At 43.3% G+C, this 20,041-nt stretch carries 17 protein-coding genes; 5 read left to right on the forward strand and 12 right to left on the reverse strand.

The genetic code is table 11. The features are described from left to right. The first annotated feature begins 46 nt into the window (after positions 1-46). Positions 47-1,111, forward strand: coding sequence for a transporter substrate-binding domain-containing protein (locus GRFL_RS15960; protein WP_083645546.1), 1,065 nt, complete (start codon positions 47-49; stop codon positions 1,109-1,111). Here the strand turns inward: GRFL_RS15960 and GRFL_RS18320 are convergent. Continuing rightward, on the reverse strand, positions 1,108-1,242 hold the full coding sequence (locus tag GRFL_RS18320; protein WP_257787367.1) for a hypothetical protein: 135 nt from the start codon (positions 1,240-1,242) through the stop codon (positions 1,108-1,110). The genes GRFL_RS15960 and GRFL_RS18320 overlap by 4 nt on opposite strands. Before the next feature lie 72 nt (positions 1,243-1,314). After that, positions 1,315-1,959 (reverse strand): hypothetical protein, encoded by a 645-nt coding sequence (locus GRFL_RS15965; RefSeq protein ID WP_083645547.1) that lies wholly within the window; start codon positions 1,957-1,959, stop codon positions 1,315-1,317. A gap of 100 nt (positions 1,960-2,059) precedes the next feature. Here GRFL_RS15965 and GRFL_RS15970 point away from each other — a divergent pair, with 100 nt between their 5' ends. Continuing rightward, a complete protein-coding gene (locus GRFL_RS15970) occupies positions 2,060-3,394 on the forward strand; it encodes an aspartate kinase (protein WP_083645548.1) in 1,335 nt (444 codons plus the stop codon). A 56-nt stretch (positions 3,395-3,450) separates the two neighbouring features. Here GRFL_RS15970 and GRFL_RS15975 read toward each other — a convergent pair whose 3' ends face one another. Beyond that, complete coding sequence (locus tag GRFL_RS15975) at positions 3,451-4,674, reverse strand: glycosyltransferase (protein WP_083645549.1); 1,224 nt, start codon at positions 4,672-4,674, stop codon at positions 3,451-3,453. A 12-nt stretch (positions 4,675-4,686) separates the two neighbouring features. Next, positions 4,687-6,486, reverse strand: a complete 1,800-nt coding sequence (locus GRFL_RS15980; protein WP_083645550.1) for an SLC13 family permease — start codon at positions 6,484-6,486, stop codon at positions 4,687-4,689. Positions 6,487-6,616: 130 nt separating this feature from the next. On the opposite strand from GRFL_RS15980, the gene GRFL_RS15985 reads away from it, so the two are divergent. After that, positions 6,617-7,123 carry a GreA/GreB family elongation factor gene (locus GRFL_RS15985; protein WP_083645551.1) on the forward strand — a complete coding sequence of 169 codons (507 nt, stop codon included), beginning with the start codon at positions 6,617-6,619 and terminating at the stop codon, positions 7,121-7,123. On the opposite strand, the gene GRFL_RS15990 is transcribed toward GRFL_RS15985, so the two are convergent. The 7 genes from GRFL_RS15990 to GRFL_RS16020 form a co-directional block, all read right to left on the reverse strand. Next, a complete protein-coding gene (locus GRFL_RS15990; protein ID WP_236995819.1) occupies positions 7,111-9,600 on the reverse strand; it encodes a carboxypeptidase-like regulatory domain-containing protein in 2,490 nt (829 codons plus the stop codon). The two genes, GRFL_RS15985 and GRFL_RS15990, sit on opposite strands and share 13 nt — an antisense overlap. An 88-nt stretch (positions 9,601-9,688) precedes the next feature. Then, the gene (locus tag GRFL_RS15995; protein WP_083645553.1) at positions 9,689-10,195 is read right to left on the reverse strand and encodes a DUF4402 domain-containing protein; all 507 of its coding nucleotides are present in this window, start codon (positions 10,193-10,195) and stop codon (positions 9,689-9,691) included. Then, a complete protein-coding gene (locus GRFL_RS16000; RefSeq protein WP_083645554.1) occupies positions 10,192-12,834 on the reverse strand; it encodes a T9SS type A sorting domain-containing protein in 2,643 nt (880 codons plus the stop codon). Before GRFL_RS16000 ends, GRFL_RS15995 begins: the two co-directional genes overlap by 4 nt. Before the next feature lie 6 nt (positions 12,835-12,840). Further along, positions 12,841-13,653, reverse strand: coding sequence for a fimbrial biogenesis chaperone (locus GRFL_RS16005; protein ID WP_083645555.1), 813 nt, complete (start codon positions 13,651-13,653; stop codon positions 12,841-12,843). A gap of 15 nt (positions 13,654-13,668) precedes the next feature. Beyond that, on the reverse strand, positions 13,669-14,172 hold the full coding sequence (locus GRFL_RS16010; protein ID WP_083645556.1) for a DUF4402 domain-containing protein: 504 nt from the start codon (positions 14,170-14,172) through the stop codon (positions 13,669-13,671). A 38-nt stretch (positions 14,173-14,210) separates the two neighbouring features. Then, positions 14,211-14,690, reverse strand: a complete 480-nt coding sequence (locus tag GRFL_RS16015; protein ID WP_083645557.1) for a DUF4402 domain-containing protein — start codon at positions 14,688-14,690, stop codon at positions 14,211-14,213. Positions 14,691-14,866: 176 nt separating this feature from the next. Then, positions 14,867-15,361 (reverse strand): DUF4402 domain-containing protein, encoded by a 495-nt coding sequence (locus GRFL_RS16020; RefSeq protein ID WP_086047657.1) that lies wholly within the window; start codon positions 15,359-15,361, stop codon positions 14,867-14,869. Positions 15,362-15,721: 360 nt separating this feature from the next. On the opposite strand from GRFL_RS16020, the gene gndA reads away from it, so the two are divergent. Further along, a complete protein-coding gene (gene gndA, locus GRFL_RS16025) occupies positions 15,722-17,605 on the forward strand; it encodes an NADP-dependent phosphogluconate dehydrogenase (RefSeq protein WP_083645559.1) in 1,884 nt (627 codons plus the stop codon). Between the two features lie 2 nt (positions 17,606-17,607). Further along, complete coding sequence (locus GRFL_RS16030; RefSeq protein ID WP_083645560.1) at positions 17,608-18,951, forward strand: GntP family permease; 1,344 nt, start codon at positions 17,608-17,610, stop codon at positions 18,949-18,951. 86 nt (positions 18,952-19,037) lie between these two features. Here the strand turns inward: GRFL_RS16030 and GRFL_RS16035 are convergent, their stop codons facing one another. Then, a complete protein-coding gene (locus GRFL_RS16035) occupies positions 19,038-19,889 on the reverse strand; it encodes an OmpA/MotB family protein (protein WP_083645561.1) in 852 nt (283 codons plus the stop codon). Positions 19,890-20,041: the final 152 nt, after the last annotated feature.

Here is a 20,041-nt window from a genome sequence, read left to right on the forward strand (position 1 = left end):
TCAGGTTTTACGAGATTCTCCTATTTTCGGCATAAATTCTTCTGAAATGCGTCACAAATATTTCCTCTTTTTCATCAGCCTGTTTTGCGGATTTCTATCATTTTCTCAGAATGACAGCCTGGTAGCTTCAGAAAAACTGGTAATCGGCATTACAGAAACACCGCCATTCGTGATGAAGACTCCCGGAGGTTATTCCGGTTTAAGTGTTAAATCGTGGAAACTGGTGAATGATGAACTCAGAAGTGATTACGAATTTCGGGAATACGACGGGTTGAAGGAATTACTGAATGCTGTGGAAACCGGCGAAGTAGACCTGAGCATCAACCCAATTACGGTAACTGATAGCCGTATGAAACGAATGGATTTTTCCCAACCCTATTTCATTTCTCACACCAGCATTGCCAAAAAAAAGGAATCTGCGGTCCTTAAACACCTAGCGAACCTTTTCAGCTGGGATTTCTTTTCGATCGTACTCCTGCTGCTTCTGGTGATCTTCATATTTGGGTTTTTAGTATGGATCTTTGAAAGAAAGCGGAATCAGGAGGAATTTGGAACCGGTTTAAAAGGCATTATGCAAGGGTTCTGGTGGAGCGCGGTGACAATGACAACCGTGGGTTACGGAGATAAATCGCCAAGGACAACCGGAGGGCGCGTTATAGGGTTAATCTGGATGTTCATGGCTGTGATCATCATCTCCAGTTTTACGGCCGGGATCGCATCCTCGCTAACCGTAAAATCGATCAACGAAGAAATCAACGGCATCCAGGATCTCGGAAGGTTTGATGTAATGACGGTTTCCAGTTCCAGTTCAGATGAATTGCTGCAACTCTACAATATCGATAAAAATCTTGTTAGTAATGGTGCGGAAGGAATTGAAGCGGTTCTCAAAGACGAGGCGGCCTTATTCGTTTACGATGAACCTATTTTAAAATACGAGATCGAAAGGCAAAAACTTCAGGATAAAATTGAAGTTCTGGAACAAAGCCTGAAAAAAGACTATTACAGCTATGCCTTTCCGAAGAATTCCAATTTGCTGAAGAAGATCAATCCTATCCTCGTTCACACGCTGAAAACGATGGAATGGTCTACACTTACTAAAGAATATTATTAACTGCCGAGGCCAAGATAGCCCAGCAGTATCCATAGTATAATAAATACCACGATCACGCCAATGCAGCCGCAACCTCCACCAAGTTTTTTGGCGCCCCATCCGGCCAGGATCGCTCTCAATAAATTTTTCATCGAACTAATTTTTCTAAAATTACAATAGAATCATAGCCGATTTCTGACTTTGGGAAAACTTTAATTCGGCGGTTACTGCTTGATTTCGTTCATGAGTAAAAAGGCTTTATTAACGTATTCCTTTTCCAAAAACAGCGCGAAATAGTTGGAAGTGGAGATCATTTCAAAAACCGGGATTCCTTCATAGGCCAGCAGCTTAAAAATGTAAAAGTACAAACCTACCGTTTGAGAACTATTCTGCGGAAGTGCGATGGTGATGGAAGAAAGTTCATCTTTTACCGTTACCCGAACCTCGTTCCTGAAGAATTTTTCCACCACATCTTTCAGGGTGGATGAGACCAGAATATTACTTTCCTGGTAATTGCTTGAAATATTCAGATAAACGCCGGTTTGGTCTTTAACTTCTTCCAGAAGCCTGGCTTTATTGGCAATAATGGTTTTGGAATTCAGGAATGTGTATTCGGTAATGCCAGACCGAACCACGATATCGCCCATTTCACGAAGACTTCTCATATTGATCTTGGTGCGTTGCGGGGCATAGCGACGCAGGGCCATGATAATACTTCCCAGTTTAACCGGTTTCCGCATCTCTTTTTCAACTTCCGGCTGAATATCAGCAGCGAGTCCGCTGAAATTCACAATATCACGTGCGATCGCATCATCCAGAAACGGCTGGTGCCTGATGATGTCATGAACGCAGGTCGTAATCGTCTTCATTGTTAATTATTAAACATTTTGTGCAAATGTATATAAAATAGCAGGTAATTTTTGGTTCAGGCAAAGGAAAACCTAATTATGCAACCTGAAATTTCGAGTGATGAAAGTTTTAAAATTTGGAGGAACATCAGTAGGTACAGCGGCAAGCATTCGCAACGTACTGAAGATCGTGAATGGTATTGAAGGACACAGGCTATTGGTACTTTCGGCTATGAGCGGGGTAACCAATATGCTGGTACAATTCGCTGAAGCTTCGAAAACCAAAAATGAAGAGCAAATTAGCGCGATCATTTCTGAACTTCAGCTAAAGCATTTTGAAGCGATCGAAGAGCTGCTTCCGGAAAGTGTTTTTCAGCAGGAAACTAAAGATCAAATCCTTTCATATTTGGAAGAATTACGGTCATTTTCTACTGAAGCTTTTTCCGCAGAAACCGAAGCCAAGATCACGACTATTGGAGAAACCATGCTCACTTATATCGTCAGCCGATATTTTAGTGCCGCGGGACTTCCCAATCAATTGCTGAACGCCAAAACTTTCATGCAGGTTTCCAATCTGGAAAATCCAGATACCCAAAAGGTCGGAAACCTGATTCAGCAGGAGCTGGATCAGTCGCAGGATCTTTTTATTACGCAGGGATTTGTGCGGTTGGATGCTACCGGCGCTATAAGCACTTTAAAGCGCGGCGGCAGCGACTACACGGCTACTATTATCGGGGCTGCGTTGGATGCGGAAGAGGTGCAGATCTGGACTGACATTAGTGGGATTCACAATAACGATCCGCGTTTTGTGGAGAATACCCACGCCATTTCTGAACTGAGTTTCGAAGAAGCGGCCGAGCTTGCCTATTTTGGCGCTAAAATCCTGCATCCTCAAACCATTTCACCGGTCATTGGAAAAGATATCCCGGTATTTTTGAAAAATACCTTTACGCCAGAGGCCGCCGGAACCTGCATCACAGCAGAAGTTGCTCAAAAAGGCCTAAAAGCGATCTCTGCGAAAGATGGCATTACCGCTATTAAGATCAAGAGTAACCGGATGCTTATGGCTCATGGTTTCCTGAAAAAGATTTTTGAGATATTTGATAAATACGAGACTGCGATCGATATGATCACCACTTCTGAGATCGCGATTTCCCTTACTATTGACGATACGCATAACCTGGAGGCAATCTCCCGCGAATTGACCGAATACGGCGAGATAAGCGTGGACAGCGATCACAGCATCATTTGCGTGGTAGGCGAGGGGCTTATCGAAGATCGCAATACTTCCCGTTTGTTCGAGATCCTGCAGGATGTTCCTGTACGGATGATCTCTTACGGAGGAAGCAAAAACAATATATCGCTGCTTGTAGATACACGACATAAAGTGGAAGTTTTACAGAAACTGAACGAAAAGTTATTCGTCAATCCACAGGTAGCGATGGCAGAAATTTAGATTGAGAATTTGGTTAAACTGTTTTTTGTGTAGTGAAAGACCGTCGGTTTGAAATTTCAGCCGGCGGTTTTTTTATTCTTGATCTCGATGTATTTGGAAAGAAAACGCGTACTGCGCATCAGATGAAATTTCATCATTTCCCCGGTAAAATTACCCGATCGATGTTTTTCAATAGCTGCGGAAATTTCATGTATCCTACTTTGGAACTGGTTGCTGAAAAGCGCTGTGCGGAAATTTTCTAAAACTTTTTCCCCTTTTAAAACCGATTGTTCCCAGCTGGTCTGATCCTGATACAAGGCTACTGATTCCTTCACAAATCCTTCGGTATCCTGGCAGATCTTCCCAGGCCAGCTCGCCGCTTCCGCAATACCTTCTGCGCCCACAGGAAATGTGATCGAAGGCGTTCCAGTTTGCATCGCGTCAAAGAATTTTCCCTTCAAGCCTGCACCAAATCGCAGGGGTGCCAGCAATACCTTGTGTTTTCGAAAAACGGAAAAAGCATCTTCCACATGCCCTTGGACCAGAAAACCATTTTCAGGATCGTGAAGGGCTAAAATTTTACGATCGGGATAAGCGCCGTAAATGTAGAGATTTGCTTCTGGCAGTTTTTGCCTAATCGGTTTCCAAAGATTTCCTTTCAGATAGATTACGGCGTCTCGATTGGGCTTATGCAAAAAATTCCCGATAGACATAAAATCTTTTTTTTCAGTAAAACCTGGTTGTGCACTTTCAGCCGGTTCGATTAAAAATGGTAAATAAAAGAGCTGTTCTTTGGGAAAGGAGAAATGTTCCTCGAGGATTTCCCATTCTTTTCGGGAAATGATCAGGTTCAGATCACAGCGATACATGGCTGAAATTTCCCTTTTGGCGATATCTGAAAAATAAAAACTGTCTTCAGGTTGCGCTGTTCTGTATGCCTGATCGCGTGCAGCCCTTAAAAAATGAAGATCTTCCGTATCCAGTATTTTCATGGCCCGAGGGCAATTTTCATCGATCTTCCAGCCAAATTGTTCTTCGGTCATAAAACGATCGAATAACACCACATCCGGGGCCAGCGTTTGGAATTTTTCATCCATTTCGGAATCGTTCAGCTTCAGTTCCAGTAAACCAATACCCTTTTCAGAAAGACGGGCCGATCTTTCGGTTCTTGCAGCAGTACTTCCGAAGAAGATCTCATAGCCTTCAGCTAAAAAAAAATCGAGCAACTGCAGCATTCGTGTTCCGGCAGCTGTTGAGGAAGGCTCGGGAAAAGTATGACCAATAACAAGCAATTTCGGCATGCCGCTAAAATACTATAATCCGCGAGATAAAAGAAAGGTTGCCACAATCCAGAGCACGAGCGACAGCGCGCCACCAATCATTAAAAAATGTTTGAAACGGTAAATTCCCATTCCGTAGATGATGGTGTTGGTCTGGTAGCCGATAGGGGTGAAAAAGCTGAAATTTGCCCCAAAAAGTACCGCCAGCACAAAAGGTTTTGGATCCAGTTTCAGCGACAAAGCGATCGTGATTGCGATAGGAGCAATAATAATGGCTGTAGCATTGTTGGAAATGAACCCACTGAGGAACATCGTAACCAGGAATAAAAAACCAATCACGATATAATTAGACTTATCTCCAAAGAATTCCAGCAGCTGCTCGGCCAGCCACGTATCGGCTCCCGTGTTGTTCATCGCCACTCCAAGGGGAATCATGCCAGCCAGCAGGAAAATGATTTGCCAGTTCACCTGGGAATATACTTTCCCAAGATCGATACATTTGAAGAAGATCATCAGGAATACGCCTACCAGCGCGCTTTTCAGAATAGGGAAAATGGAAAAAGCAGAAAGACCAATGACCAGTAATAGAATTCCCAGTGATAAATTCCGTTTAAAACGAGTACTGGCATGCACATCCTGGTGTTCCTGAAGAATCGTGATATTATCCATTTTCTGAAGTTGCGCCAGGGCATCGTCTGAAACTTCAACCAGCAAACGATCTCCCACTCGCAGTTCGATCTCGTCTCGTTTTTTATCAAATATCCTTCGGTGCGGGTTGCGAAGATTGCGCCTTTTCCTGATCGCCAGAGGAAGTGCCCCGTGTAGATCATACCAGCCAACTGTCCTGATGCTTTTACCAATCAGTGGCGAATTGGGCAACATCAGAATTTCAATTAACTGGATATCTTCCTCTTTTGTTTCCGTATCAGGTTCCTGCTGGTTTTTTTCCAGGTTTTTAATGATCGTGAAATCTTCAGACTGCTTCAGCTTCATGAGCTGCTTGATACCGCACCGAAGCAGCAGCTGGTCGCCGCCCTGAAGTGTCGTGTATTTTCCGGGGTGATCGTTGATGATCCCGCTGCGCTTCAGCCGGATAATCTCAATATCACCTTCTTTCATAAAACTATCTCCTAAATTCTGCCCGATAAGTTCGGAGTTTTCCGGGATGATGATCTTGGTAATGAACTCATCCAGGTCGTAGGCCTCGTTGATTCCCGACTGGCCTTTCCGCGGAAGAAACCTGCTCAGCAAACTCACCACAACAACGGTTATTATTAAAAAAATCAGGCCGAGCCAGCTGAATTCAAAAAACGAAAACCGCTCTACGCCGCGTTTGATGGCGATGGAATTCACGATCAGGTTCGTGGAAGTTCCCATGAGCGTGCAGCTTCCGCCAATGATCCCCGCGAAAGAAACAGGTAATAATAATTTGGACTGCGGAATATCGAATTTTAAAGAAAGTTCATTGATGATCTTCACGAATACGATCACTACGGCGGTAGTGTTGATAAATGCCGAAATACTGCCAGCTATCAGCATAAAAACCGGGATCATTAGCAGTAAGGGTAGTTTTTCCAGTTTCCGGAGTCCTCCAGCCAGCCAGTCGATCACGCCATTGGTTTCCAGGCCTATTGCGATGATCATCAGCGCCAAAACGGTAATCGTCGCGGGGCTGGAAAACCCTGAAATTGCCTCTTCCGGACTCACAAAATTGGCCAGTAAAAGGCTGATCATGATAAAAAAAGCAATCTTATCTACCGGAAATACTTCCAAAGCGAACAGGATGATCACCGTGATGATAATTCCGAAAAGAATAAGAATCTCTGGGGTCATGAAAAAAAGATATCGCATAAAATTACTCGGAAGTTTCACATGCCATTCTGCTTTCTGAAAAATTTATGATATGTGTACCAGAATTTCCATTTTCCGATTAATTTCATAGATTAACCTAAAAAGAACGAGCATGAGTCGAGGATTTGTAAAGGAAGAAGACCAGGAAGAACCAATAGTTATCCCACCAAGAGCGGCAATTCCAGCTGGCGTAACGAATTATGTGACACCTGTCGGGCTGCAGCAACTGAAAGATGAAATGAAACAGCTCGAGACCGAACGTGCGAATGTCACTGCAGAAAATGATACTGAAAAGCGCCGTGCGCAAAGCCTGATCGATGGAAAAATGAAACTGTTGGCCGAGCGTCTTCAAACTGCGAGGCTACTTAAACCGGAAGATCAACCGAAGGATGAAGTTCGTTTTGGCGCTACCGTGAGCCTGCAACAACTAAGTACGCGAAAAAATCAGAAATTCCAGATCGTTGGAGTAGATGAGGCCGACGTCAAAAAAAGTAAGATCGCGTTTGTGGCTCCACTGGCCAGGGCGATTACAGGCGCGAAAGTAGGAGACGAAGTAGCTTTTCAGCTTGGGAATGAAGTACGAAAACTCAAAATTCTGGAAATCAATTATTCTTCCTGATTGGTTAAAGTGAATTCCACGGAATCCACGACAGCTCCATATTCCTCGTATTGGATGGTAAATGGAATCCTGGCGGTATTTGATTTCAGGCCGAGATTTTCGAGTTGCAGCGAATCCACTTCAGCTGTATAATTGCCCGGAGCAAGCCCAAGGTAATTAAAATAACCGTCAGTTTCCGTCAAAATGGATCGAACCAGATTTCCTTCCGCATCAAAAATATGAACCCTGATACGTCCCTGGCCTTTAGCATTTCCATTTTCTTTCAGGTAAACCATCCCCGAAACTTCTCCTAACACCTTAACCGGCACATAGATGGCGCGGTACTGGTTTGGCAGAATTTCGAGTTCCACAAAAGGATTTTCAATTTTCCAGGCAATATTTTCCAGGCTGGTGGCGTCCAGTTTGATTAGCGTTTTTACATAGGACTGCAAATCATCGATCCTGATCACTTCATCGTTCTTATCCCGGGTCACCACTCCAGGATTTGCCAGTAATTTCAGGCCAGAAACCAGCCTTTCATTTTCCTCTTTTTGCCCGTTACCGTTCGCATCTAAAAAAGGTATGATGCTAATTCCACCGCGCCCCACTGCATTGCGGTCACTGGCATGCAATCTACCAAGGTTGTCATCATAACGTAGACTTCCGCGAGCAGATTGAATAAATGAGGAATACCGATTTCCGATCCTGGCAGTTGCCGAAGTCTGGGCGAAATTTAAATTATAGCGAAGTCCGATCTCGAAATTATAGACATTCCGAATAAAATTGTTTTCATAAGATAGATTCAGAAAGCCATTTCTAAAGATTACCCGTTCCACCTCTAAATTCAAATTGCGCAGCGCATTATCGCTTAAGTCATACTGCACCTGTGGCGTGAACAGGAACCTGGCCGGCAGGCGATAAGTTTGCGACAAACTGCTGTAGATAGTTGGCTTATTCAGGCGGTCATTGAAAATGGCGAATGTCGTGGCGTTGGTACTGATGCCAAAAAGTACACCCGAAACCAACCATTGAGCTGTGGTGAATTCGGTATTTGGCAGTACGAGCTGATCGACCCGAAACCTGGTAAACGCCGAGAAATGACGAAATCGAATAGGAGAGGAGAACGAAAATTTCCGCTCTTCCAGATAGTTATAATTTATAGCCGTCTGGTCTTCGTGATATTTTACATAATTCAGGTCGAACTGCTGCCCCCTGACCGTTCGATAGCTCAGAAGACCTTCACCTTTTACACCCAAATTATAAGAAGTCGTGAGCAAAAGGTTTGGCGCGAGTTTAAATGAAGACTGCACGAACGGCATGACTTCGCCACTACTTACCTCTGAAAGATATTCGACACCTGCACCCAGACTCACATTCCTAGATAAACCGTAATTCATCTGGAACCTTGAAAATTTCCTGTTATCGCGATCTTCCACGACTCCAGCGCTAAGCGTGTATTCCAGTTTTTTTTCCGGTACGAAATTATATGGAATATTGATGATACGCTCTTCCCGTCGTTCTTCGCCATAAGGTCCGTAAAACTGTAATGCCACGCTGGTGTTTCCGTACATTAGTGGGACTTCAAAGGAGAAAAAACCTGAAGCATCGGCTTTGGTATAATTTACTAAAACATTATTGACGTATAATTCCACTGTCCAGTTCGCCTCGGTATAATCATTCAGAACATACGTACCATACGAACGGCGGTTGAGCAGTGGACTGTTGCTGAATTGCACTCCCACAACCGGTGCAAATAGGGAAGAGGTCGCGCCTGTAAAAATCTTTCCGGCGGTTACCTGTTTGAAAAGTTTACTATCATTGTTCACATAGCGCCACTGGTAAAACTGGTTGCGTGAGGTAAACGGCACCCTGTTGGAGTAATTCAGGAGAACATTAGTTTCCCCGCCGAGGATCATCGCACCAATACCGAGATTCACACGATTATCTGTTACGCCATTGGTTTGCTGGGTAGAGATAACGCCCCAATCCAGCATTCCGCCTTTTAATAAAGAATTTTTCCGCGGAAGGACTGTATCGGGTTCAAAAACCGTTTGCCTGCTGATGCCGCCACGAAGCCTGTTTTGTCTCAGCCTGGTAAAAACGGGCAACTGCAATTCGCTTTTAAAACTGATATTGAGCTCGCGAAAATTAAAATTGGTGTACAGGCCGAAGATTTTTCCGAAGAGATCCGAACGTATATAAAGGTCGGTTGGCGTCAGGATATAGTCAGATGCTGAAAAATTATAATTTTCTGAACGGTATGTCAGAATATTGTTTTTCGTGTCGATGAGATAGGATTGATTGGGATTAATGATAAACCCGCTGACCGATCCAGCTTCCGAATCAAACTCGTTTTTCAGACTAAAAATATCGAATAGTTCAGTCACCGAAATATAAGCGGTTTCCTCTTTGATGGCGATTGGAATTTCGACCACACCCATTCGTGGGACGTTCATTTCAACCGTAAACTCATCATATACTGGAAAGTCCTGAGCCATGGCTGAAAACCCCAAAAATAATAAAGCTATTAAAAGGTAACTTTTTGATTTACAAATACTAAGCAGATGTTTTTTAAACATTTACTTCCTATTGCTGGTTGAAGGTGATAGTAATGGTTCCGCTATATTTTCCCGGCGGATTAGCCTGGGAGTTGCCAAGCTGTAAAGTGCCGCCTATATAAATGGAATTGGGAACTTCAGCCGCAGAAGTGCTGATGAAATTCTGGCCCGTACTATAGCTATTTACTTCCAGATAAATCTTATTCCCATTATCTCCCAGTAATTCAAAACTTGCCGGATGCGAGATCGTGACGAGTGTTCCGGGATTCACGTACACATCGAACAGCGCTGGAGTTACCGGTCCTCCCAGATTCAGGAGTGTCACATCGCCCGTCCAGGTTCGCGTACCCGTATGGTCCACGTTTACAGTCCCGCCGGCATCACCAACCGTGAAGGCTCCAAAATTGAGAAATTGCTCGGTGCTTACCTGAACATCTACCGGAATTGGCGGTAACTCTTGCGCTTTGACCACATTTCCTGAAAAACTGATCAGGAGCAAAACGAAGATCAAAAGAAGATTTTTAAGCTGTTTCATGGCAGGATGATCTTTTTGGTAAGCTTTCGATTTGGTGAAATATAAGTCGCAAGGTAGACCCCGCTGCTCAAAATACCGGAAAGTTGAACCTTGTCCAAACCAGACACCCGGAATTCTTTCAATAGCTGCCCGTTTAGATTGGAAATATACAGCATACCAATTTCGCTTTTTTCCAGGTTCATCTGTATGCTGGCATTGCCGGAGTTATTCAGACTATGGAAAATTTCAGCAGTTGAAATCATATTTCCTGCAGTTCCGGTTGAAAGGAGCAGTGAAAATCGATAATTATAGGTCCCTTTTTGCAAATGCAGTGCTGCTTTTTCTTTGAGCAAATTCCAGGTTTTTCCTGATTGCTCATCGCATAAAAAGATCTTTTTTTCAGAATCAAAATTCTCAAGGTCCTGAAGTTGAATCTCAATTTGCCCATTTTTCTGCACCTGTAAACCTAACGGAATGATCGATTGCTTTTTGGCTTCAAAATCGATGGCGTTGATGGAAATTTCCCGGTCTTCAGAAAAACTGTAGAAATTTGGCAATTCCGCATTCGTATTCAGCATTTTTAAAGCATCCAGGTCATTCTCGTAATTTTCCGTAGCAAAACTTTCAGCATATAGTACGAGTGCATCTTTCTGTCCATTTTTAAATCCTGCGGAAAGTCTTATCAGTGGCCTGGAATTAATGGGAGTTTTATAAAACTGCTGGTCGTAATCATTGACTCTTACTGAATTGTCCATACCCAAAGTACCTGAAACAGGATAGTTGCCTGAAGGATCATCGCTCACATGCACGAAAAAGCCCTGCATGGACGGGATGATCGCCGTAGAGCTGCCATCGCTGGAAATTCCGTTTATGAACGAGGTATATGCGCCGGCATATTGCCCCCCGGAAGATTGGAAAAAATAGACAGCATCATCGATATTTGTTTTGGTCCAGCCACTTTTGCTCCAGTCTATGGGGGAAGGATAAGGATTTCCCACGAGGTTAAAGCCTTTGGTGTATTTCCGGTTATGATTTTGAAGGCTAATAGACTGGCTTCCATTATTCACAATTCCGGTCAATTCCACCAGGATATTTCCAGCGGTCCCGCCAAAATTGACAGCATAAGCTTCCAGAACATTTAAAGCGGAAGCACTATTTATATAAGGCGTCCAGCCGCTCAGATCATTTTGATCGGCGTCACGACGGTTTTCATCATACGCATAAAAATGTGGAAAATCTGAAGTAAGATCTACAAAAGCTGAAAAATCGCCAACAATGGAATTCGTAAACGGACTACTAAAGTATTTGTAACCCATGGTATTTTCCAGGAATCGCTGCATCGTTACCTCCCCAGTAATGGTTCCGCTGCCAGAACCATCAATGAGCGCCGTAATGGTATCGTTGGAGATCAACTTCAGGGATTCATTGAGCGTAAGGTTTCCCTGGGAAAGTTTCAGGCTTTTGATGATTTCCAGGCTGGAGTTGGAGGTGAGCCCGCTGCCATTGTCCAGTTCGAGACTTTCTACAGCATTGTTTACAAATATCGCATTCGGAATGGTCTGAGCCGTATTTCCGGAAAACAGTATTTTTCCGTGAACGGCGTCGATCTTTCCAGCACCCAGGATTTTGCCATATAAATGCAAATTCCCGTAGGAAATTGTGAGTTTACTGGTATTACCGGAAAGCGTCAGGTTATTGACTTCAGCTATACTGCCTGCATAAATGATCGGTAGATTGGAAGGATTTGATGGAATGATCACGGAATTTGCTGGGCCGGGAATATTTCCGCAGAGCCAGTTTCCAGCATTATCCCAATCAGCATCCACATTTCCTGTCCAAACCAATTGCTGCGGAATATTTAACACCGCTGGCGGAGAAAAGGAAATTTTACAGGTGCTTTCTGGATCTACAGGTTTGATTTTTACGCGATACTGAAATCCGTTCATCGAAGCATCCACGTTAAGATCCAGAGTGTTAGCGGAACCAGCAATATCTGTAAAAGTGGCGCCAGGACCTGCTTTGTATTGCCATTGGTAAATTACATCTGGGATCTCACTCACCGAAAAGCTAACCGATGCACCATCACAGGCGGTAATATCGGCTGGTTTTTCCACCTGAAAACAATTCAGCTCATCTGCTATCGTAGGAGGGAGGTCTTCATAATTATTGCTCAGGTCCTCTTCATCCCCATATTGGCATTGATCCTGGGCAGTTTCGGTATTTCCGTCGTAATTATCACAGGGAGTAACAGAATTCCAGCCTGAGACGTCCCCGAGAATATAAATATTTCCGTCTTCAATATTGATGGTTTCCTGTCCAGCAGCACCGTTCTTGGTGAAATTCCCGCCAATGATCAGGTAACTGGAAATGGAAATATCCACTTTATTACCGCCTTCAAAATTTCTGCGAACGATGACCACCGCATCACCACCCATAGAAAAAGCCGCCTGATTCCCCATCAAAAGATCGCCATTCACGATAAGTGTCCCTTCCACGTGAAGTTCACCGCTATTGGTAATGGTCACCTGGTCGTACTCCGCGACGGTTCCGGCAGGAATAACCTGGTAATCTGAAACCGTGAAAGTTCCCTGCGCCGAAGCGGCGACAGAAAATAAGACTAAAAATAGGCTGATTAGGAACTTCGGAGCGGGCTTGTTCATAAACCGTTAATTCAGTTCCAGGGTTGCTGTAGCTGAAGCTTTCGCCTTTGGATCTTCATAGTGCACTTCAATCGAACCTTTGGTAAAATCAATATTTTCAACCGTCTGTAACGGGAAGATAAAATGCCGCTTTTCGTTCGGCGTGTAAACTGAAATTCCATTGACTTTGCCGATTACCACCTCTGGTTGGCCTTTTGCTTTATAGGTGACCGTAAAATTTCCATAAACCGACTGATTGCCACTTCGGAAAATATCGAGCGATAAAAGTGGTGATTCCTCGACTTTCAGCTGGAGATTCTTCAATTCCACTTCCGCAGCAGTTGAGCCTCGGCGTACGATCACCGGGATGCTGATCCCGAAAACAGTGCGGATATTTATGGAAATCCCGTCTTCTTCCTTCTGAAGATCCTCTTTTGCAAGTGCTGTTTGCTTTTCTACAGCCCTGAAATAAAGATGCGAACGGTATTCACCTTCTGTCATCTCTCCGGTTTTAGACAGCTGTAACCGGATGGTTTGCGCTTCATTTGGAGCCAGACTTACTCTTCTAGGATAATACCTTAAATAATCGCTGGTAAAACGCTGGCCTTCTTCCGGCTCTTCAATTTGAATGAAATTGCCGTCTTCAGCCATTTTATACTGAATAAAAGAAATGGCGTAGGTTGCGGTATCAGTACCGGTGTTGGCGATATTCACTTCTTTGGAACGGTCATTTCCGTCGAAAATCACGCGTTTCGGCATCACCATGAGGTCACCTTGTGCAGTGATTTTCAGAAAGGAAAACAGTAGAAGAAAAAGCAGAAATTTTGGGGAATTCCGCATAACAAATAATTTTAACTAGTTGTAGGTCACAGTAATATTGAATCCTGTAGCGTTGGTGTAAAAACCGGGTAACTGATTGGCCTGCAGGTTCAGCGTCGCCCCGATTTTCAGAATATCACTACCAGATTCCTGAGCGACAGGCGACACCTGGAATTGATCGATCATTAAAAACTGATTGGGATTATTCTCATTAAACAACCTGAAATTATCGGGAAAGGTAATGGAATAACTGTAATCTCCATGGTAAACGATCGCTTCCGCGGCGCTTACCTCCCCAGGATTAGCAGCGGAAAGTTCCACGCCAACCGCGGTGCGACTTCCATCTGGCGCCAGTACTACTGTTCCGGCGCTATACCCACTAATCACATTCCCAAAATGCAGGTCTACATTTTTGATGATCTCAATGGGTTCTACGATGGTCGCTGTACTGTTTACCCTGGCCGATGAAGCATTTTGTGCCATCAAACCGGCAAATGGTAACAGAAAGAGAATGTTTAGAAATATCAGTTTTCGAATCATACGTTTTCAGGTAAAATACCCTAAAAAGTCGAGATGTACTATTCGTAACTAACGGTTACTTTTACGTCACCCGTGTAAGATCCGGTTGCCTGAGTTGCTCCAACCTTCAAAGTTCCACCCACAGTGAAGGAAGAAGCGCTAGCTCCTGTACTGGCAGGTAAACTTGTTGTAAAGTCGGTTAATGTCATATTATTTGTGCCACTGGTAAGCGTCACGTCTGGAATGCTCACGGCGTAAGTCAAACCGGAAGGAACACTTACGGAAAAAGTTGGAACAGTGGTGGTAGTCCCGGCCACTTCCATATTGCTGTTAGTATAAGAAACCGAGTTTGTTGCAGTGAGGGTTACATCTCCCGCGGAAGCATCCTGGGCAATTTCCCCAAAATCTAAAGTTCCAGAAGAGGTGATACTGATAGGTTCTACGATTTCAGCGTTCACTGTAGCACTTCCTTCAGCTGAAGACTGTGAAAATCCGATAGCGGTAAAAAGTAAACCAGCCAATAAAGTAATTTTTTTCATGTATAGTAGATTTGATTTGGAGGCTAAAGATTTCTTTAATTTCGCTTAACCGCCAAATATTTTCGTTCACCCGTACTGAAAAATCGTTAAGAGGCAAATTTCACAGTCATTCTGTTAAAGATTTTAAATAAAATCCTTGTCAGATTCTAAAATATCTTAATCAGAAAAAACTTACTTTAATTATAAGAAACCGTAATCTCTATGGGAGCGGCTGACCGGTATTGGCCTGGAGACTGACCTTCAGAGATTTCAAGGCTTGCGCCAAGCCTGATCAGTTGCGCGTTGGAATTAAAAGTTTGATGATCGTTCAAGGCCACAAAATCCTTTATCAGAATAGGTTCGGCATTCGGTGCGATAAGATAGGCCTGTTGTGGAAGGGCAACCTGGTAGGAATATTGGCTCTGGCCTTTAATTTCAAATATCGCGGGGGTCTGTCCAGCAGATTCCTCTAACTGGATCTCACCAGTAGCAGAACGCAAATTTTCCGGGCTTAGTGTAACAGTTCCGCCCTTGCCCGCATCAATACTGGCAAAGTTCATATTAGAAAGCGTTTTAATTTCGATTGGCTCAATAATCTGTATACTTGCTGTAAACCTTGCAGTAGCTGATGACTGAGAAAACCCAGTAATATGAAAAGAAAGGAGTGATATGATAAACAGGTAATAGCGCACTGGGAAAATTTCAAATTGAAAAATAGCAGAATAATTTAAATATATCTATAAAATACACAATTATTCGATAAAGTGCATTTTATAAATTTTACTGAAATATATAGCTTCTAAAAAACAAGGTGTTTTTAACAATTTATTGTTAAGATATGTTGAAATTACAAGTTATTGAAATACAGCATTTTAAATGATTTTAATTATGGTATTCCTACAAATAAAACGGTGCAAAATAGGACCAATAATGCAAACTTATCATCGTTGATTTCGTTTATAAGCAGTGCCTGAATACCGAAATAAATCTTCTTAGGAGAAAAGAATTAGCACAATATTGCTAATTTCAGAAAGTCTAAAATTTCAGGTTTCATGTCTATATATATTTTGATGGGTGTTTCAGGAGTGGGAAAAACCACTCTGGGAAAATCACTTGCGAAGCATCTTCAAACTCCATTTTACGATGCGGATGATTTTCATTCAGAAAAGAATATTCAGAAAATGAGTAAGGGTTTTCCGTTGAACGATGAAGATCGGGAAAGCTGGCTCGAAAATATCAAAAATGCCATGCAGTCCTGGGAAGATTCGGGTGGTGCGGTGTTGGCCTGTTCGGCTTTAAAAGAAAAATACCGCCAGCATTTGAAGCAAAGTGGAGTCTCCATTACCTGGATCTATTTATATGAATCTTTTGAAACAATTTCCCACCGATTAGAGCAGCGAAGCGGTCATTATTTTAAAGCAGCCCTCCTGAATTCCCAGTTTGAGACTTTGGAACCACCAAAATACGGCCTGCACATACGAGTGGATGATACTGCGGAAAAAACTATGCATAAAATCATGAAAAAATTAGAATTACCAGAGATTGGATTGATCGGCCTTGGTGTTATGGGTAAAAGCCTGGCTCTGAACATGGCATCCAAACAAATCCCGATCGCAGTTTATAACCGCGAAGTTCAGGGAAGCGAAGAAGGAGTGGCGCGGGATTTCGCCAATTCTCATCCAGATCATCAAATTCCCTGGTTTGACGACCTGCAGGTTTTTGTAAAGTCCCTTCCGAAACCAAGAAATATCTTCCTCATGGTCAATGCCGGGAAAGCGGTTGATAGTGTGATCCAGCAACTCATTCCACATCTGGACAAAGGCGATCTGATTATTGATGGTGGAAACTCTCATTATACCGATACTCAACGCAGAGCCAAAAAATTAAAGGAAAAAGAAATCCTGTTCTTAGGAACCGGCGTGAGCGGGGGTGAAGAAGGCGCGCTGAAAGGGCCATCGATCATGCCGGGTGGAGATCGAAAAGCCTATGATCGAGTTGGAAATGTCCTGGAAGCGATCGCTGCGAAAGATCACCAGGAAAATCCCTGTTGCACTTATATCGGCCCAGGGGCTTCCGGCCATTTCGTGAAAATGCTACACAATGGTATTGAATACGGAGAGATGCAACTGATTGCCGAATTTTACCAGTTGTTACGTTTTCGCCTGCATTACCAGCCCGAACAGATCGCTGACCTCTTCCTTGACTGGAATAAAGACATGAAAAGTTATCTTTTAAGTATTTCAGTGGAAATCCTGCGATTCCAAGAAAAGAACGAGCTTTTACTGGATAAAATTCTGGATGCCGCGGGACAAAAAGGTACCGGAAGCTGGTCCAGTATTGCAGCTTTGAACCTGGGAGTACCATTTGATACGATAACCACGGCCGTAATGGCCCGAAATATTTCTGCTGAAAAAGAATTGCGCTTAACATTTGCTGAAATTTTTAAACATACGGAACATTTTCTCGAAATTTCAGAAGAAGAATTGTTCAAAGCTTATAAACTGGCTTCGCTCATCAATCATGCAACTGGCTTTGAGCTCCTACGCGCCGCTTCTTCGGAATATAACTGGCAGCTTAACTTTTCAGAAATAGCCCGAATCTGGACAAATGGCTGCATTATCAAATCGGGACTTATGCAGCAATTATCAGAACTTCTGAAAGATTCAGCAGGACAACACGTATTGTCTCTAGAAGCTTTCCGCGAAATGATCGAAACAAACAAATCTTCCCTGGCATTCGTAGTTGGAAAGTCCGTTGAAGCAGAAAACCCACTCCCGGTAGCTTCCGCGGCACTGAATTATTTCTGGAATCTGACCTCCGCAACCACTTCTGCCAACATGATCCAGGCACAAAGAGATTATTTTGGTGCGCATACGTATGAGCGAACAGATGGAAAACGAGGCGAATTTCACCACACCAACTGGTCAAAATCTTAAATATGGATTACCATATCATTTCCGCAGTCATTGCCGGTATAGCACTGCTTCTATTCCTAATCCTGCGCCTTAAGATCCAGGCGTTTCTATCCTTACTCGTCGTTTGCATCGTGGTGGGGTTACTTTCCGGAATGCCGGTAAACATTATCCTGGAAACCATGAAAGAGGGGATGGGCAGTACGCTGGGTTTTGTGGCAACGGTGGTGGGACTTGGAGCACTTTTTGGCGGAATCCTGGAACAATCTGGGGGCGCCAAACGCCTGGCTGATTACCTGCTGAAAAAAACCGGACAGGAGAACGCTTCCTGGGCCATGGTTTTCACAGGCTTTTTAGTAGCCATTCCCGTTTTCTTTGACGTGGCATTTATCATTCTAGTGCCAATCACGTATGCCCTGAGCAGAACTACCAAAAAATCCCTCTTGTTATATGCACTTCCACTTTTAGCCGGTCTTGCGATCACCCATGCCTTTATCCCACCCACACCTGGACCAATCGCGGTGGCAGAAATACTTGGAGCAGATCTTGGTTGGGTGATCATCTTCGGAATACTGGCAGGTGTTCCTGCGTCCATACTTGGAGGTCCGGTATTTGCCCGGTTCATCGCTTCCAAAATCACGATCGAACCGATTCATTTTTCAGAATCTGAAAGTCCGTTGGAAGATGCGCCAAGCCCTGCTTTAATATTGGCCATTATTGCGGTTCCAATTTTTTTGATCGTTCTGAATACACTTTTAACCAGCGAATTGATTTTTGATCTCCCCGAAGAATCAGGTTTATCTGAAGTTATTGTATTGTTGGGGCACCCGTTTACCGCGCTGATCGTAGCAAATCTGTTGGCCTGGTATTTCATTGGTGTTAAAAGAGGTATGTCTAAAGAATTCTTGCAGAAAATAGGCACCAAATCTTTTGAAGCGGCGGGCGTTATTATTTTACTTACCGGCGCTGGTGGCGCTTTTAAACAGGTGTTGATTGAAACCGGGGCAGGAGATATGATGGCTTCAGCGTTGGAAAATAGCGTCTTAAACCCATTAATTTTTGGGTTTGTGATCGCCGCATTGGTTCGGATTCTACAGGGTTCGGCTACGGTTGCCATGATCACTTCGGCTGGCATTACCGCGCCGGTTTTGGCTTCGGCAAATCTCTCAGCTCCTGAAATTGCTTTGATCGTCATTGCAATCGCTTCCGGAGCTACTGGATTTTCCCATGTAAACGATAGTGGGTTCTGGCTTGTTGGAAAATATTTGGGGCTGTCAGAAAAACAAACCTTCCAAAGCTGGACGCTCATGACCACGATCATAGCATTCGCAGGCCTTGGCGCATCCTGGATCATTTGGATACTGATATAAAAAAAAGTGAAGCCGAAGCTTCACTTTTTTACGCTAAAGAATATCATTTCACCAATTATTCTCTAGATCTCTATATAAATTTTTAATTACTGACTTACAGTAGCCACGTTATCTTCAGATTCCATCATCGCAAAGAACTTATCCAGATTTGGAATGATCACGATTCTGGTTCTTCTGTTCTTAGCCATATTCTCTTTAGAAGTATTTTCCACTAGAGGCTGGTAGCTGCTACGTCCTGCTGCGATCAATTTTGAAGGATCCACATCATATTTATCCTGTAGCAATCTTACGATTGAAGTGGCACGACGTACACTCAGATCCCAGTTATCTTTCAAATAAGAGTCTTTTACCATTGTTCTGTCATCAGTATGACCTTCGATCATCACTTCCATCGCAGGTTCACTATTGATCACTTCAGCAAGTTTTTTCAAAAGTGGTTGTGCCTTTTGAGTCACTCTGTAACTTCCGCTTCCAAATAACAGTTTGTCAGAAACGTTGATCATCACTACTGTTTCGTCCACTTTGATGTCGATATCCTCGTCATCACCGCCTTCAGTAATGTTTTGTTTCAGGTTGTAAGACACGGCAAGATTGATAGAATCTTCCAGGGTTTTCGCATCTTTCACCTTTTCAGGATCCATTTTGGCGATGGTAGCTCTCATCTTATCCTTGTGATTTTTAGACATCACAGTAAGATCGTTCATTTCCATCATACCATCGTTCTCTTCTCTAAGAGAATTGATTTTCGCATTGTAATCGGCCACACGGGCTTCGATTGCAGCGTATTTTCCTTCGATTTCTTCTTTTTCAACTCTTGTTTTCTGAAGCGTACTTTTAGTATCATTAAGCTCACTTTCCAGAGCTACATACTTTTTCTTAGAAACACAAGATGCCAGCATGGTTGCTGCCAAAACTGATACAGTTATTGCTTTTTTCATAAAAATAATTTTTAGGTCGTTATTTAGACGGTTTATGAAAAGCTACAATAATGCCACTTGAAAAATTCCAGGAATCACAGAATGGTATTCAGGAGTTTCAAAACCATTGGGAACACCAGATAAACCAATGAATATCAAGGACTAGAAACTAT

The organism is Christiangramia flava JLT2011, from assembly GCF_001951155.1.
Classification (GTDB): domain Bacteria; phylum Bacteroidota; class Bacteroidia; order Flavobacteriales; family Flavobacteriaceae; genus Christiangramia; species Christiangramia flava.